The organism is Frigoribacterium sp. VKM Ac-2859, assembly GCF_013204925.1.
Lineage (GTDB): Bacteria > Actinomycetota > Actinomycetes > Actinomycetales > Microbacteriaceae > Frigoribacterium.
On sequence record NZ_JABMLC010000002.1, the window covers coordinates 467,964 to 481,972 of the forward strand.

Sequence of the window (14,009 nt, forward strand, 5' to 3'; positions counted from 1 at the left end):
GAGGCGCGGGTCGCGTCGACCGGTCAGGTCGCGTCGTGCTCCTCGGTGCGGTCGTCGGAACCCGCCCGCTCGCCGGCGTGCTCGCCCGGGTACTCGACGACGTCCATGCCGAGCACGTACTTGCCCCGGGCGTGGCCGTCCTCGAGGTCGCGGTAGGCGTCCTTGACGTCGTCGAGGGGGAAGATCCCGTCGATCGGCACCATGATCTTGTTGGTCGAGATCAGCTCGAGCAGCTCGGACAGCACGGCCTGCGACGTCGCCTGGGCGCTGCCCTCGGCCTTGACGCCGTGCTGCTCGACGGCCGCGAAGTCGATGATCGTGTCGATGCGCTGCGGCGCGACGCCGAGCTCGAGGGCGTACCCGACGTTGCCCTGGCCGAAGCAGTCCACGAACGCGTCCACGCCCTGGGGGGCGGCCTCACGGATGCGGTCGACGACGCCGTCGCCGTACTCCACGGGCGTGACGCCGAGCTGCCGCAGGAAGTCGTGGTTGCGCTCGCTCGCGGTGCCGATCACGGTGAGCCCGCCGAGGACGGCGAGCTGCGACACCATCACGCCGACGCCGCCGGCCGCGGCCGAGACGACGATCGTGTCGCCCTCGGTGGCCTGCACGGCACGCAGCGCGGCGTAGGCGGTGGGTCCGGTCACGCTGATGCTGCCCGCGACCTCCCACGGCACGTTCTCGGGCTTCGCCACGAGTTCGTCGTGGTCGACGACGACGAACTCGGCGTGCGACGACCGGTTGGCCCACCCGACGACCTCGTCACCGACGGACCACTCGTCGACCCCCGCGCCGACCTCGTCGACCACGCCGGCGAAGTCGGTCCCCTGCCCCGACGGGAACGCCGCAGGGAACGCGTCGTGCATCAGTCCGGCGCGGATCGCCGCCTCACCGGGGTTCAGGCCCGCCGCCTTGACGGCGACCACGACCTGGCCGGCACCCGCCTCGGGCTTCGCCACCTGTTCGACCTTCAGCTCGTCGATGTCGCCGTACTGCTCGAAACGGACCGCCTTCATGTCGTACCTCCTGCTCGTGGTGGGCCGCGCCTCCTCCGGGCACGCGCCTCCTCCGAGCTTGCACCCGCCGGGCTGGGCGGCGTACGCCACGCCCTACGCGCGGGGCGGGCGGGCGGCGAGGGCGGCCTGGTAGAGGTCGCGCCTCGACAGACCCGTGGCGGCGGCCACGTCGGCGGTGGCCTCTTTGAGGCGGGTGCCGTCGGCGACCAGGGCCTGCACCTGCGCGAGCCCGGCGGCCAGGTCGACGACGCGTTCGGGGGCGCCCTCGACCACGATGCAGATCTCGCCCCGGACGCCCTCGGCCGCCCACTCGGCGAGCTCGGCCGCGCTGCCGCGGCGCACCTCTTCGTGCAGCTTCGTCAGCTCACGGCAGACGACCACGCGGCGCGTGGCCCCGAGAGCGGTGACCAGGTCGCCGAGCGAGTCGGCCAGGCGGTGGGGCGACTCGAAGAACACCATGGTGCGGCGTTCGTCGGCGAGCGCCCCCAGCACGCGCAGACGGTCGCCCTGCTTGCGCGGCAGGAAGCCTTCGAAGCTGAAGCGGTCGGTGGGCAGTCCCGACACGGCGAGCGCGGTGAGCACCGCGGACGGGCCGGGGATCGCCGTGACGGTGACGCCCGCGGCCGCGGCGGCCTCGACGAGCGGGAACCCGGGGTCGCTGATGGCGGGCATGCCGGCGTCGGTGAGCACGACCACGTCGGAGGCGCGGGCCAGCTCGACGATCTCGCCCGCCTTCTCGCGCTCGTTGTGCTCGTGCAGGGCGATGAGGCGGGGGCGGTTCTCGACGCCCAGGGCGCGCATCAGGTGGATCGCCGTGCGCGTGTCCTCCGCGGCGACGACCTCGGCGTTCGACAGCGTCTCGATCAGGCGACGGCTGGCGTCGCCGAGGTTTCCGATGGGGGTGGCGGCGAGCACGATCACCCGCCCATTGTCCCCCGGCCCCGGACCGCCCACTTACGATGGCCCGATGACGACCGGGCCCGAGCGCGAATTCGACGCGCTCGTCGAGGCCGGCACCGCGCCTCCTGCCCGTCCGACGGCGGGCGAGCCGGGCCTCGCGTCGGCCGACCCGCTCACCGACCGGGTGACCGTCCCGCCCGTCGGCACCCCGGTCGACGACGCGACCGCGGCCCACGCCCGCGAGGCTCCCCCGGCCCGGCTCGACGCCTGGTGGGGGCGCGTGCTGCGCACCCCGGTCAGGAGGCGCGTCTGGGCCTGGGCGGGCCCGCTCGCGGTCACGCTGCTGGCCGCGGTGCTGCGCCTGTGGCACCTGAACTCCCCCGCGACCCTCGTGTTCGACGAGACGTACTACGTCAAGGACGCCTGGTCGTTGTTCAACCTCGGCTACGAGGGGTCGTGGCCGGCCGACTACGACCCGACCTTCGCCGCGGGCGGGGTCGGCGGGTTCCTCGCGGCACCGTCGTTCGTGGCGCACCCGCCCCTCGGCAAGTGGCTGATCGGCCTCGGCATGGCGGCGGTCGGTCCCGAGAACCCGGCGAGCTGGCGCATCAGCACGGCCGTCGTGGGCATCCTCGCGGTCGCCCTGGTCGCCGTCATCGGGTCGTTGCTGCTGCGATCGACGCTGCTCGGCACGCTGGCGGGGTTCTTCCTGGCGATCGACGGGCACGCGATCGTCATGTCCCGGGTGGCCCTGCTCGACAACTTCGTCATGTTCTTCGGCCTGCTGGCCTTCGGGGCGGTGCTGCTCGACCGCCGGCAGAGCGCCCGCCGGCTCGAGGCCTGGCGGGCGAGGAGGCGCGGTGCCGGTCGCGACATCGCCTGGGGCCCCGCCCTGTGGGCGCGTCCCTGGCTGGTGACGGCCGGCCTGCTGTGCGGGCTGGCGACGGCCGTGAAGTGGAACGGCCTGTACTTCCTGGCGTTCTTCGCGGTCTACACGGTGGTCGTCGACATGGTGGCGCGCCGCCGGGCCGGCGTGGAGTTCTGGCTGTCGGGCACCCTGTTCAGGCAGGCACCGGTGAGCTTCGTGCTGACCGTGCCCGTCGCCGTGGTGGCCTACCTGGCGAGCTGGACCGGCTGGTTCGCGACGTCGGGCGGCTACTACCGCAGCTGGGTCGAGGACGGCGGCACGCGGTGGACGGGAGCCCTGGCGTGGGTGCCCGACGTGGTGCAGAACTTCTGGCACTACCAGGCGGGCGTCTACGGGTTCAACGTCGGCCTGCACACCCCGCACGCCTACCAGGCGAACCCGCTCACCTGGCTGCTGATGCTGCGACCGACGAGCATGTACTACCAGGGGTTCGACGAGGGCCAGGGCGGCTGCGACGTGGCCCGGTGCGGCGAGGCGATCACCTCGGTCGCGAACCCGTTGATCTGGTACGCGGCGGTCGCGGCCTGCCTCTACCTCGTCTACCGCGTCGCGCGGTACCGCGAGTGGCGGTACGGGGCGATCCTCGTCGGCGTCGCGGCGGCCTACCTGCCGTGGCTGGCGTTCACCGACCGGACGGTGTTCCAGTTCTACACGATCGCCTTCGAGCCCTACCTCGTGCTCGGCCTGGCCGCGGTGCTCGGCATCGTCCTCGGCCGACGCACCGACGACCGGTCCCGGCGGCTGAGCGGCATCGGCGTCACGGCGATCGTCGTCGTGGTCGCCGTCGCCGTGTCCGTCTTCTTCTACCCCCTGTGGACGGCGCAGCTGGAGGACTGGGAGTTCATCCGGCTGCACTACTGGATCCCCAGCTGGAAGTAGGCGTCGGAGCCGCCGTCCGCCGACCGACGGCTCCTCCCCCGCAGGAGGCGCGGGTCGGCCGTGTTCCGCCGTGTGACGTCCCGGGTCCCCGCGTGACGACCAGCGGCTAGCGTGGGGGCATGGCAGATCGTGAGTACGGCTTCCGCACGCGGGCGATCCACGCGGGCAACATCCCCGACGCGGCGACGGGGGCACGGGCGCTGCCCATCTACCAGACCAGCGCCTTCGTGTTCGACGACACCGACGACGCCGCGGCGCGGTTCGCCCTGCAGAAGTACGGCAACATCTACAGCCGCCTCGCCAACCCGACCACCGCCTCCTTCGAGGAGCGCGTCGCCAGCCTCGAGGGCGGCCTCGGCGCCGTCGCGACGGCGAGCGGCCTCAGCGCCCAGTTCGTCACGTTCGCCTCGCTGGCCGGCGCGGGCGACCACATCGTCGCGAGCGCGAACCTCTACGGCGGGTCGATCACCCAGCTCGACGTCACCCTGCGTCGCTTCGGCATCGAGACGACCTTCGTGCAGTCCTCCGACCCGGCGGACTACGCCGCCGCCATCCGTGCCGAGACGAAGCTGGTCTTCGTCGAGACGGTCGCGAACCCGTCCGGCGAGGTCGCCGACCTCGAGGGCCTGGCCGACGTGGCCCACTCGCACGGCCTGCCCCTGATCGTCGACTCGACCATCGCCACCCCCTACCTCAACCGGCCGATCGAGTGGGGTGCCGACGTCGTCGTGCACTCGGCCACGAAGTTCCTCGGCGGGCACGGCACCACGCTCGGCGGCGTCGTCGTCGAGTCCGGCCGCTTCGACTGGGACAGCGAGCGGTTCCCGCTCTTCGACCAGCCCGTGCCGAGCTACGGCGGCCTCAACTGGTCCGGCAACTTCGGCGAGTACGCCTTCCTGACCCGGTTGCGCGCCGAGCAGTTGCGCGACATCGGCCCGGCCCTCGCTCCCCACTCGGCCTTCCTGCTCGCCCAGGGGGTCGAGACCCTGCCGTTCCGCATGCAGGCCCACGTCGACAACGCCCGCCAGGTCGCCGAGTGGCTCGACGCCGACCCGCGCATCGAGCGCGTTCGCTGGGCCGGCCTGCCCGGGCACCCGCACCACGAGCGCGCGGCGAAGTACCTGCCGAAGGGCCCCGGCTCGGTCTTCACGTTCGAGCTGAAGGGCGGTCGTCCGGCCGGCAAGACCTTCATCGAGTCGGTCGAGCTCGCCAGCCACCTCGCCAACATCGGCGACGCGAAGACGCTCGTCATCCACCCGGGCTCGACCACCCACGCCCAGCTCAGCGAGCAGCAGCTCGTCGACGCGGGGGTGCTGCCCGGCTCGGTGCGCATCAGCGTCGGCATCGAAGACCCCGACGACATCATCCACGACCTCGACCAGGCGCTGGCCGCGGCGACGAAAGGCGAGTGACCCGACGTGACCGACACCGTCACCACGCAGCTGACCAACGGGCTGACCTGCGAGCTGCCCGCGTCGTCGCCCCTCGCCAAGCTGCTCAAGTCGCAGCGGACGTGGGTCGGCCCCACGGCCCGTGAGCGCCAGGCCATCCTGCGCTCGGCGAAGAGCGTCGCCGTCGTCGGTGCCTCGCCCAACCCGAGCCGGTCGAGCTCGTTCGTGGGCACCTACCTGCAGCAGTCGACCGACCTGCGCGTCTACTTCGTCAACCCCCGCGCCGACACCATCCTCGGCCAGAAGGCCTACCCCGACCTGGCCTCGCTGCCCGAGGTGCCCGACGTCGTCGACGTGTTCCGCAAGGCCTCCGACATCCGATCGGTCGTCGACGACGTGCTCGCAGTCGGCGCGAAGACGATCTGGGTACAGCTCGGCATCTACGACGAGGAGGCCGCCCGGTACGGCGAAGAACAGGGGCTCACCGTCGTCATGGACCGCTGCATGAAGGTCGAGCACGCCCGGTTCAACGGCGGGCTCAACCTGATGGGCTTCGACACCGGCGTCATCACCGCGAAGAAGGCTGGTCGCTGACACGACCGTCGGGGCAGGTCGCGGTTTCCCCGTTCGTCGCGGCGCACACGTTGTGACGCTTCATTGCGGACTCAGGGTCCGATGTCACCGGTCGGCGTTACCGTGGCCCGCATGGCACCCGTCCTCACCTCACCCGTCGTCTCGACACAGTGGTTGGCCGACCACCTCGGCGCCGACGACCTGACGATCGTCGACGCGACGGTGCTCGTCGACCTCGATCTCGACGTCGACCTCGACGTCGATCCGGGTCGCGGCGACGGCCCGGGTCGCGGCGACGGCCCGGGTCGCGGCGACGGCCCGGCGGCCCTCACCACTGGCCGCGACGGATTCGAGCGAGACGGTCACGTCCCCGGGGCGGTCCTCGCCGACCTGCTCGTCGACTTCAGCGACCCCGGCTCCGACCTGCCCTTCACCCGGCCCGGGGTCGACCGCTTCCAGGCCGCGGCGGCCGCGCTGGGCGTCTCGAACGACAGCACGGTCGTCGTGTACGACACGGTCGACGGCCGCTGGGCGTCCCGCCTGTGGTGGCTGTTCCGCGCCTACGGGCACGACGCCGTGGCGGTGCTCGACGGCGGGTGGTCGCAGTGGCTCGCGCAGGGCAAGCCGTACGACCTCGGCGACGTCCTGCCGACGCCCGCCCCGTTCGTCGCGACCGAACGTCCCGACCACTGGGTCGACAAGGCCTTCGTCGAGTCCGTGGTGGCGGGCGACGAGAGAGCAGCGCTCGTCTCCGGTTCGCCCCGCGACGAGTTCGACGGCACGTCGAGCCCGCTCACCCGCGCCGGGCACATCCCCGGCAGCGTCAACGTGCCGGCCGAGACGCTCCTCGCCGACGACGGCACGCTCGCCCGCGACCCGGTCCTCCGCGACCGCCTCGCCGTCGTGCCCGACGAACCGCGCACGGTCGTCTACTGCGCCTCGGGTGTGTCCGCCAGCGTCGACGCCCTCGCCCTCGCTGTCCTCGGCCGCTCGGACGTCGCGGTGTACGACGGTTCGCTCGCCGAGTGGGTCGCCGACCCGACCGCACCGCTCGTGCCCGCCGCCGCCTGACGCCCCCGCCCATCGCCCCGCACGGTTCACCCGCCGGGCGCCCCCGCCTGGCACCCCTACCCGGTGCTCGCCCCGCGGGTGCCCCTACCCGGTGATTCGCCGGGGCGTCGGCGACCGACGCGGTCGTGTCGTCACCCCTCGAGCAGCAGTCCGTCGAGGTCGTCCACGGTCGTGACCGGCAGTCGGCAGACGAAGTCGCGGCAGAGGTACGCGGTGGGGACGCGCCCGGGGGCCGAGCGACCCGCGAACAACTCGAAGCCCGCGTGCTCGAAGGCGACAAGCGCCTCCTCGTCCAGCACGGCGACGACGCTGCCGGGGCGGACGACGCTCCGTGCCCGCCGGGCGAGGCCGTCGTCGGCGCGGTCCACCGGGGACGGCTCGACCACGACCAGCTGCGTCAGCGGGGCCTCGAGCTCGACGAGCAGCCCGAAGGCGGCACCGTACGCGAGCGGGTTGTCGAGGGCCGAACCGGCCACCTCTGCGACGAGCCGTCCGGCCACCGACCTGTAGCGCGCCTCCCCGGTGAGCTGGTGGAGGGTGAGCGCGGCCGCCGCGACCGCACTGCGTCCCGACGGGTAGGCACCCTCGCTCGGGTCGCTCGACAGGGCCACGCCCTGCGAGACCAGCACGGGGTCGCCACCCGACGGGGCCGCGACGACCCGCGGGTCGGCGTCGTCGAGCAGGCAGGCGTCGACGAACGACCGCGCGGCGACGGCGTACCGGGCCTCGCCCGTCGCGAGCGCGAGGGCCAGCAGGCCGGACGCGAACAGGCCGTGGTCCTCGAGGGTCGCCACGGCGTCCGACACGGTCGACCCGACGGAGGCGCGCAGCAGACGACCGTCGTCGGTCTCGTGACGCGAGAGCAGCAGGTCGGCCGCGCCGCGGGCGGTGCGCACCCAGTCGGGGCGGCCGTGCCGTGACCCCGCCTCGGCGAGCGCCGCGATCGCGAGGCCGTTCCAGCCGGTGAGCACCTTGTCGTCGACGGGCGGCGGGTCGAGGGCCGCGCGGCCCGCGGCGTCCCTCCGGTAGTAGCCGCCCTCGTCACGGACGCCGTCGATGGTGCTCTCGCTGTCCTGCGCCGAGCCGAAGGCCCCGTCGGCCGTGCGCAGTCGGGAACTCAGGAAATCGGCGACCCCGGCGGCGACCCGGGCCGGATCCGAGCCGATCTCCTGAGTTGCCGACGTCGGCGCGGGGCCGGGGGCCGGGGCCGGGTCGAGGACCGAGAGCCGCGAGTAGGCCAGCAGCAGCTGCGCGTTGTCGTACAGCATGCGCTCGTAGTGGGGTTCGGACCAGTCGCGTCGGACCGCGTACCGGAAGAACCCGCCCTCGACCGGGTCGCGCAGCGGCGACGCGGCCATGCGGGCGAGCGTCCGCGACACGAGTTCGAGCGCACCGTCGTCCCCTCCCGCGCCGAGGGTGAGCAGCGCCAGCTGGGCCGGCGCCGTCGGGAACTTCGGGGCCCCGCCGAAGCCGCCGTGCTCGCGGTCCTCGTGGGCGACGAGCCGGGCGACGGCGTGGGCGAGCTCGGGCCGTCCCGGCAGGGCGACCCCGGCACCGGGACCAGGAGGCGCGGTGCCGGTGACCGACGCGGGCCCCGCAGCCAGCGCCTCCTGCACCGCCGACGCGGTCGCGTCGACCTCGGACCGCCTGGTGGTCCAGGCGTCGGTGACGGCGTCGAGCACCTGTCGGAACGACGGCCGACCCTGCACGGGCACCGGCGGGAAGTACGTGCCGGCGTAGAACGGCCGACCCTCGGGCGTGACGAAGACGGTCAGCGGCCAGCCGAGCCCCTCGGTGAAGGCCGAGGCGGCGGCCAGGTAGCTGGAGTCGACGTCGGGGTGTTCCTCGCGGTCGACCTTGACCGAGACGAACCCCGCCGAGAGCTGGGCGGCGACCTCGGGGTCGGAGAAGCTCTCGCGCGCCATCACGTGGCACCAGTGGCAGGTCGAGTAGCCGATCGACACCATCACGGGCACGTCCCGCTCGACGGCCTCGGCGAACGGCCCCGTCCCCCAGGCACGCCACTCGACGGGGTTGTCGGCGTGCGACCTGAGGTAGGGGCTGACGGCGTCTCGCAGCTGGTTCGGCATGCGGGCCACGGTAGGCGTCAGCGCGCGGGGACGTCCCTCAGGGGTGCGCCGTCGTACTCGCTCAAGGGGCGGATGAGCGAGTTGGCCTCGCGCTGCTCGATGACGTGGGCGCTCCAGCCGAGGACCCGCGACGCGACGAACAGCGGCGTGAAGACCGGCGTCTCGAACCCCATCAGGTGGTACGCCAGCCCGGACGGGTAGTCGACGTTGGGCTTCAGGCCCTTGCGCTCGAACACCGTCGCCGCGACGACGTCGTAGGTCTCCTTGAGCCCGTCGACCCGGTCGTCGCCCTGCTCGCGGGCCCGGTCGACGAGACGGCCGAGGGCGTCCTCCATCGTGGGAACCCGGCTGTCGCCGTTCTTGTAGACCCGGTGCCCGAAGCCCATGATCTTCTCCTTGCGCGCGAACGCCTCGTCGAGCCAGGCCGCGGCCCCGTCGGCGGGGCCGACCCGGTCGAGCAGCTCGAGCGCGGCCTCGTTGGCGCCGCCGTGCAGCGGGCCCTTGAGCGCCCCGATCGCGCCGACGATCGAGGAGTGCAGGTCGGACAGCGTCGAGGCGACGACCCGGGCCGTGAAGGTGGAGGCGTTGAACGAGTGCTCGGCGTAGAGCGTCATCGAGGTGTCGAACGCGTCCACGTCGAGCGGGTCGGGCTCGCGGTCGAACACCTGGTGCAGGAAGTCGGCGCTGTAGCCGAGGTCGTCCCGCGGCGGAACCGGCGGCAGGTCGTGGCGGCGCCGCTGGTCGTAGGCGATCACGGCGGGCAGCACGGCGAAGAGGTGCGTGGCGAGTCGACGCGTGTCGGCGACGTCGTAGGCACCCGCACCCGTCGTGGGTTCGGGCCGGGCGGCGCCGATGGCGCTCACCGCGGTGCGGACGACGTCCATGGGGTGCGCCGAGGTGGGGATCAGGTCGATGAGGTGCTGCAGCCCGGGGGCCAGCGTGCGGTGCGAGCGCAGCTCGGCGTCGAAGTCGCGTCGCTCGTCGACGGTCGGCAGGTCGCCGTGCAGCAGCAGCCAGGCGACGTCCTCGACGTCCCGCTCGGCGGCGAGCTGCTGCACCGGGTAGCCGCGGTAGAGCAGCGAGTTGCTGGCCGCGTCGACCTTCGAGACCGCCGTCCGGTCGACCGTGACGCCGGCCAGGCCCTTGTGGATCTCGGGACCGTCGGAGGCGGCCGGGGCGGGTGCGGTGATGGTGTCGCTCATGTCACTCCTTCGTGATGAGGCGGGCCCGCCGGAGCGGGCCGGTCGTGTCGGGACGGGGCCGCGACACGATCGTCGAGGCTCCACTCTAGGTGGCGGGCGCCTCGGGACGGGAGGGGCGGACGGGTCTCGTCAGCACGATCGACACGACACCCGCCAGCACGAGGGCGAGGCCGATCCAGCCCGGCGGCTCGAGCCGCTCGCCCACCACGAGCACCGCCAGCAGGGTCGCGACGAACGGTTCGAGCAACGTCACGGTCGTCGCCCGAGAACTCGACACCGTGCGCAGGCCGTGGCCGAAGAGGAGGTAGGCGACGAACATCGGCCCGATCGCCAGGTAGGCCGTCGCCCCCACGGAGGCGCCCGACTGCAGCAACGGAGCCCCGGTCGCCAGCAACACCGGCAGCAGGAGCACCGCACCGAGGCCGAACTGGGCCGACACGGCCCCGCGCGACGGGTGACCCTCGGCCATGAGCCGAGCCGCGGTGTAGGTGTACGTCGCGTAGGCGAGACCCGCGAGGACGCCCAGTGCGATGCCGAGCGGGGCCCACCCGGGGGACGCCGCCGTGCCCGCCTGACCGTGCTGCCCGGTCGCCGCGAGCACTCCGACGCCCACGACGGCCAGTGCCGCACTCGCCACCCAGCGGGCCTCGAGGGGACGCCGCCGGCCGGGCGGGTCGAGCAGGCGTTCGAGCAGCGCCGCGAAGACGGGCGCCGTGCCGAGCGAGACCACGTTGCCCACGGCGACGCCGGCGAGCGACATGGACGAGTAGAACGCCAGCGGGTAGACCACGACGCCCAGGGCCCCCGGCACGAGCCAGCGCCACGCCGTCGGGCCACCCCGGAGGACCGCTCGTGTGACCCGGGGGGCCGTGAGCGCCAGCAGCAGGCCGCCGACGCACATCGTCGCGGCGCCCGTGGCGAGCGGGCCGACGTCGCCGGGAAGAGAAGACGCCACCGTGCCCGTCGTGCCCCAGAGGAGCGCGGCGAGCATGATGGCGATCATCGTGCGAGGGTACCGACGGCGCGGGTCAGGTGCGCGGCGGGCCCGGGCAGTAGTTCAACGCGGCCGCGTTCTCGGAGACGGCCGCCGTGCCACCGATCGTGACGACCTTCTCGGACTCGAGGCCCGCGATGAGGTCCTCGGCGTAGTAGTTCGTGCAGCCGGGCGGGGTGAGGAGCACGGGCGACTTCTCGGCGCCGGCGACCGCGGCGATGGCGAGGGCGTCCGGGAAGTTCTGACCGGAGGCGAGGTACGCGGTGCCCGAGTCGTCGGTACGGGGGGTGTCGCCCTTCGCGTCGCTGAAGGCGAAGAACGAGACGAAGGCCGAGGTCTCGTAGCGGTCCTCGCCAGCCAGCAGCGCGACGTCGCCCGGGAACTGCGCGTCGAGATCCGCGAAGATCCCGTCGGAGACCGCCAGCGATCCGCCGACGACCGCCACCGTCTGGACGTTGAGGTCGTCGAGCAGGGTCGACGTGGCCTGGTCGAGATGTTCCGCCGAACCCGGAACGAGCACCACGGCGTCCGGCGCACCGGTCGAGTCGGTGCTGCCGGCGCCGGCCGCGGCGCTGGCGCTGATCGCGTCGGGGAAGTTCAGGCCCGTCGTGACGAAGGCGCGGTAGACGCCGGTCTCGGCGAAGAACGCGTCGACGACGGCCCGCGAGGTCGCGTAACGGTCGGCGCCCTGGACGCGATCGACCGTCGCCCCGGTGATCTTGCCGATCTGGGTGGCGACGGCGGGCGACACGGCGTTGACGCCCCCGATGACGACGACGTTCCGCGGCTTGAGGGCGACGAGGCGGTCGGCCACCGACGACGGGAGGGCGTTCGGAGCCGTCAGCAGGAGCGGCGCCTCGATCAGCGCGGCGGCCGGAGCGGCGCTCAGCGCGTCGGGGAACTGCAGGCCGTTCGCGATGATGACCGTGCCGGCACCGTCGGGGTAGGCCCGGCCGGCGATGTCGGCGGCCGTCGCGAAACGGTCGGCGCCCTGGTAGCGGTCGAGGGCGGGGGCCGCCGCCGCGGAGGCGTCGGACCCGGTGAAGGAACCGGTGGCGGGTTCGGCGGTCGCCGCCGTGACGCCTGCCAGGCTCAGGGCGACGAGGCCACCCACGGCGGCGGTGACGCCGAGGACTCGGGACATGGAAGGGTTCACGGGGGTCCTGTCAGATCGGGCTGAGGTTCTGCTGTGAGGCTAGGAGCCCGATCGTCCGCCCGGCAGCCCCCGTCCGGGCAGCCCCCGTCCTGGTGATCCCCGTCCGGGGGGTGCCCTCGTGACCCGGTCAGCGGGGCGCGGCGGCTCCCTCGCCGACCCCGGTGACGGCGGCCGAGAACCGGTCCACGAGTTCGCGCTTGAGCACCTTGCCGCTGGGGCCGAGCGGCAAGGCGTCGAGGACGTGGACCACGCGGGGGTACTTGTAGGCCGCGATCTCGTCGGCGACGAAGGCGACCAACTCGTCGGGGGTCGCCGTGGCCCCGTCACGGAGGACGACGGCCGCCTCGATCTCTTGCCCGTGCAGCTCGTGCGCCACGCCGAAGACGGCCGCCATCGTGACGTCGGGGTGCTGCGCGAGGACCTCTTCGACCTGCCGCGGGTACACGTTGTAGCCGTTGCGGATGATCATGTCCTTCGTGCGGTCGACGATCGTCAGGTAGCCGTCGTCGTCCTTCGTGCCGAGGTCGCCCGTGCGGAACCAGCCGTCGACGATCGCCTTCGCGGTGTCCTCGGACCGGTCGAGGTAGCCGTTCATGAGGTTGTGCCCACGGATGACGAGTTCGCCGATCTCGCCGTGCGGCAGCAGCACGATCGAGTCCTCGACGTGCTGGTCGGCGATCTCGACGTCGACGCCCCAGATCGGCGTGCCGATGGTGCCGGGCCGCGGTGGCACCCCGACGTGGTTGAAGGTGGCGACGGGCGAGGTCTCGGTCAGCCCGTATCCCTCGTGGATCGGGGCGTCGTACACCTGCTGGAACTTCTCGAGCACGGCGAGCGGCAGCGACGCCCCGCCCGAGACGGCGTAGCGCAGCGGTGGGCGCGCCTCGCTGCGGGTGGCCGCGGCGATGAGGGCCATGTACATCGTGGGCACGCCCATGAACACCTCGCAGCCGTGCTCGACCATCGCGGCGAGCGCGGCGTCGCCGTCGAACTTCGGCAGCATGACGATCGTCGCGCCGACCCGGAACCCGGTGTTCATCGTGCAGGTCTGTCCGAAGGTGTGGAACAGCGGCAGGGCCCCGAGCAGCACGTCGCCGCGATGCATGTCGAACGTCGTCATCAGGTTGGTGTTGACCTGCTCGATCAGGGCGAGGTGAGACCCCTCGGCCCCCTTGGGCTGGCCCGTGGTGCCGCTCGTGTAGAGGATCGTGGCGGTGTCGAACGGGTCGCGGGGCACGTAGGTGTCGAGGGGTGCGGCGGCCGCGGCGAGGTCCTCGAGGCGGTCGGGCCCGTCGTCCTCCTGGCCGGCAGGAGGCGCGAGCACGGTCAGGACGTCGACCCCCGCGAGCTGCGCTCCTGCGCCTCCTTCACCGAGCAGCGGTGCGGCGCAGACGAGCAGGCGGGAGCCGCTGTCGCGCAGCACGTACTCGATCTCGTGTCGCTTGAGGAGGGCGTGGACGGGCACGGCCACCGCGCCGAGCGCGAGCGTCGCGTAGTAGACGCGGGGGAAGTCCGCGACGTTCGGGACGAGCATGGCGACCCGGTCCCCGGGGCCGACGCCCCGGGCGCGGAGGGCCCCGGCGTAGGCCAGGGTCTGCTGCCAGAGCTCGGCGTAGGTGGTCGAGGTGGGCCCGACGATGACGGCGACGTCGTCGGGGAACCGGCCGGCCGACTCGGCGAGGATGGCCGCGACCGACGCGGTGGCGTGGCCTCGGGGGCTGGGTGCTGATGACATGGTGTCTCTCCGTCTCCGTTGACGTGCGGTCTGCCGCGATCCTACGACGCGCCACCCGTCGCCCGGTCCGGCCC

Annotated in this window: 11 protein-coding genes; 4 read left to right on the forward strand and 7 right to left on the reverse strand. The window is 73.1% G+C overall.

Going from position 1 to position 14,009, the window contains the following annotated elements; genetic code table 11:
• Window positions 1-23: 23 nt before the first annotated feature.
• Together HQQ78_RS10065 and rsmI are read right to left on the reverse strand one after the other, a co-directional pair.
• A complete protein-coding gene (locus HQQ78_RS10065; protein ID WP_082452609.1) occupies window positions 24-1,016 on the reverse strand; it encodes an NADP-dependent oxidoreductase in 993 nt (330 codons plus the stop codon).
• 93 nt (window positions 1,017-1,109) lie between these two features.
• A complete protein-coding gene (rsmI, locus tag HQQ78_RS10070) occupies window positions 1,110-1,937 on the reverse strand; it encodes a 16S rRNA (cytidine(1402)-2'-O)-methyltransferase (RefSeq protein WP_056048904.1) in 828 nt (275 codons plus the stop codon).
• A 46-nt stretch (window positions 1,938-1,983) separates the two neighbouring features.
• Here rsmI and HQQ78_RS10075 point away from each other — a divergent pair, with 46 nt between their 5' ends.
• The 4 genes from HQQ78_RS10075 to HQQ78_RS10090 all read left to right on the forward strand — a co-directional run bounded on the left by HQQ78_RS10075 (window position 1,984) and on the right by HQQ78_RS10090 (window position 6,758).
• Entirely contained in the window at window positions 1,984-3,723 is a 1,740-nt protein-coding gene (locus HQQ78_RS10075) for a dolichyl-phosphate-mannose--protein mannosyltransferase (RefSeq protein WP_173152934.1), read from the forward strand.
• 119 nt (window positions 3,724-3,842) lie between these two features.
• Window positions 3,843-5,135 carry an O-acetylhomoserine aminocarboxypropyltransferase/cysteine synthase family protein gene (locus HQQ78_RS10080; protein ID WP_173152937.1) on the forward strand — a complete coding sequence of 431 codons (1,293 nt, stop codon included), beginning with the start codon at window positions 3,843-3,845 and terminating at the stop codon, window positions 5,133-5,135.
• Between the two features lie 6 nt (window positions 5,136-5,141).
• Entirely contained in the window at window positions 5,142-5,708 is a 567-nt protein-coding gene (locus HQQ78_RS10085; protein ID WP_173152940.1) for a CoA-binding protein, read from the forward strand.
• 111 nt (window positions 5,709-5,819) lie between these two features.
• A complete protein-coding gene (locus HQQ78_RS10090; protein WP_173152943.1) occupies window positions 5,820-6,758 on the forward strand; it encodes a sulfurtransferase in 939 nt (312 codons plus the stop codon).
• A 131-nt stretch (window positions 6,759-6,889) separates the two neighbouring features.
• Here HQQ78_RS10090 and HQQ78_RS10095 read toward each other — a convergent pair whose 3' ends face one another.
• The 5 genes from HQQ78_RS10095 to HQQ78_RS10115 all read right to left on the reverse strand — a co-directional run bounded on the left by HQQ78_RS10095 (window position 6,890) and on the right by HQQ78_RS10115 (window position 13,935).
• A complete protein-coding gene (locus HQQ78_RS10095; RefSeq protein ID WP_173152946.1) occupies window positions 6,890-8,848 on the reverse strand; it encodes a thioredoxin domain-containing protein in 1,959 nt (652 codons plus the stop codon).
• 17 nt (window positions 8,849-8,865) lie between these two features.
• Window positions 8,866-10,050: a bifunctional 2-methylcitrate synthase/citrate synthase gene (locus HQQ78_RS10100; RefSeq protein ID WP_173152949.1), complete on the reverse strand. Its 1,185-nt coding sequence runs from the start codon at window positions 10,048-10,050 to the stop codon at window positions 8,866-8,868.
• Between the two features lie 85 nt (window positions 10,051-10,135).
• On the reverse strand, window positions 10,136-11,053 hold the full coding sequence (locus HQQ78_RS10105) for a DMT family transporter (protein WP_173152952.1): 918 nt from the start codon (window positions 11,051-11,053) through the stop codon (window positions 10,136-10,138).
• Between the two features lie 25 nt (window positions 11,054-11,078).
• Window positions 11,079-12,188, reverse strand: a complete 1,110-nt coding sequence (locus HQQ78_RS10110) for a cell wall-binding repeat-containing protein (RefSeq protein ID WP_123571627.1) — start codon at window positions 12,186-12,188, stop codon at window positions 11,079-11,081.
• 139 nt (window positions 12,189-12,327) lie between these two features.
• Complete coding sequence (locus HQQ78_RS10115) at window positions 12,328-13,935, reverse strand: long-chain fatty acid--CoA ligase (protein ID WP_173152955.1); 1,608 nt, start codon at window positions 13,933-13,935, stop codon at window positions 12,328-12,330.
• Window positions 13,936-14,009: the final 74 nt, after the last annotated feature.

Excerpts from the sequence above, each read along its gene's own strand:
- HQQ78_RS10080 (WP_173152937.1), top strand. The coding sequence starts at position 3,843 with ATGGCAGATCGTGAGTACGGCTTCCGCACGCGGGCGATCCACGCGGGC.
- HQQ78_RS10090 (WP_173152943.1), top strand. The coding sequence starts at position 5,820 with ATGGCACCCGTCCTCACCTCACCCGTCGTCTCGACACAGTGGTTGGCC.
- HQQ78_RS10110 (WP_123571627.1), bottom strand. The coding sequence starts at position 12,188 with ATGTCCCGAGTCCTCGGCGTCACCGCCGCCGTGGGTGGCCTCGTCGCC.
- HQQ78_RS10105 (WP_173152952.1), bottom strand. The coding sequence starts at position 11,053 with ATGATCGCCATCATGCTCGCCGCGCTCCTCTGGGGCACGACGGGCACG.
- HQQ78_RS10115 (WP_173152955.1), bottom strand. The coding sequence starts at position 13,935 with ATGTCATCAGCACCCAGCCCCCGAGGCCACGCCACCGCGTCGGTCGCG.
- HQQ78_RS10075 (WP_173152934.1), top strand. The coding sequence starts at position 1,984 with ATGACGACCGGGCCCGAGCGCGAATTCGACGCGCTCGTCGAGGCCGGC.
- HQQ78_RS10065 (WP_082452609.1), bottom strand. The coding sequence starts at position 1,016 with ATGAAGGCGGTCCGTTTCGAGCAGTACGGCGACATCGACGAGCTGAAG.
- HQQ78_RS10095 (WP_173152946.1), bottom strand. The coding sequence starts at position 8,848 with ATGCCGAACCAGCTGCGAGACGCCGTCAGCCCCTACCTCAGGTCGCAC.
- HQQ78_RS10100 (WP_173152949.1), bottom strand. The coding sequence starts at position 10,050 with ATGAGCGACACCATCACCGCACCCGCCCCGGCCGCCTCCGACGGTCCC.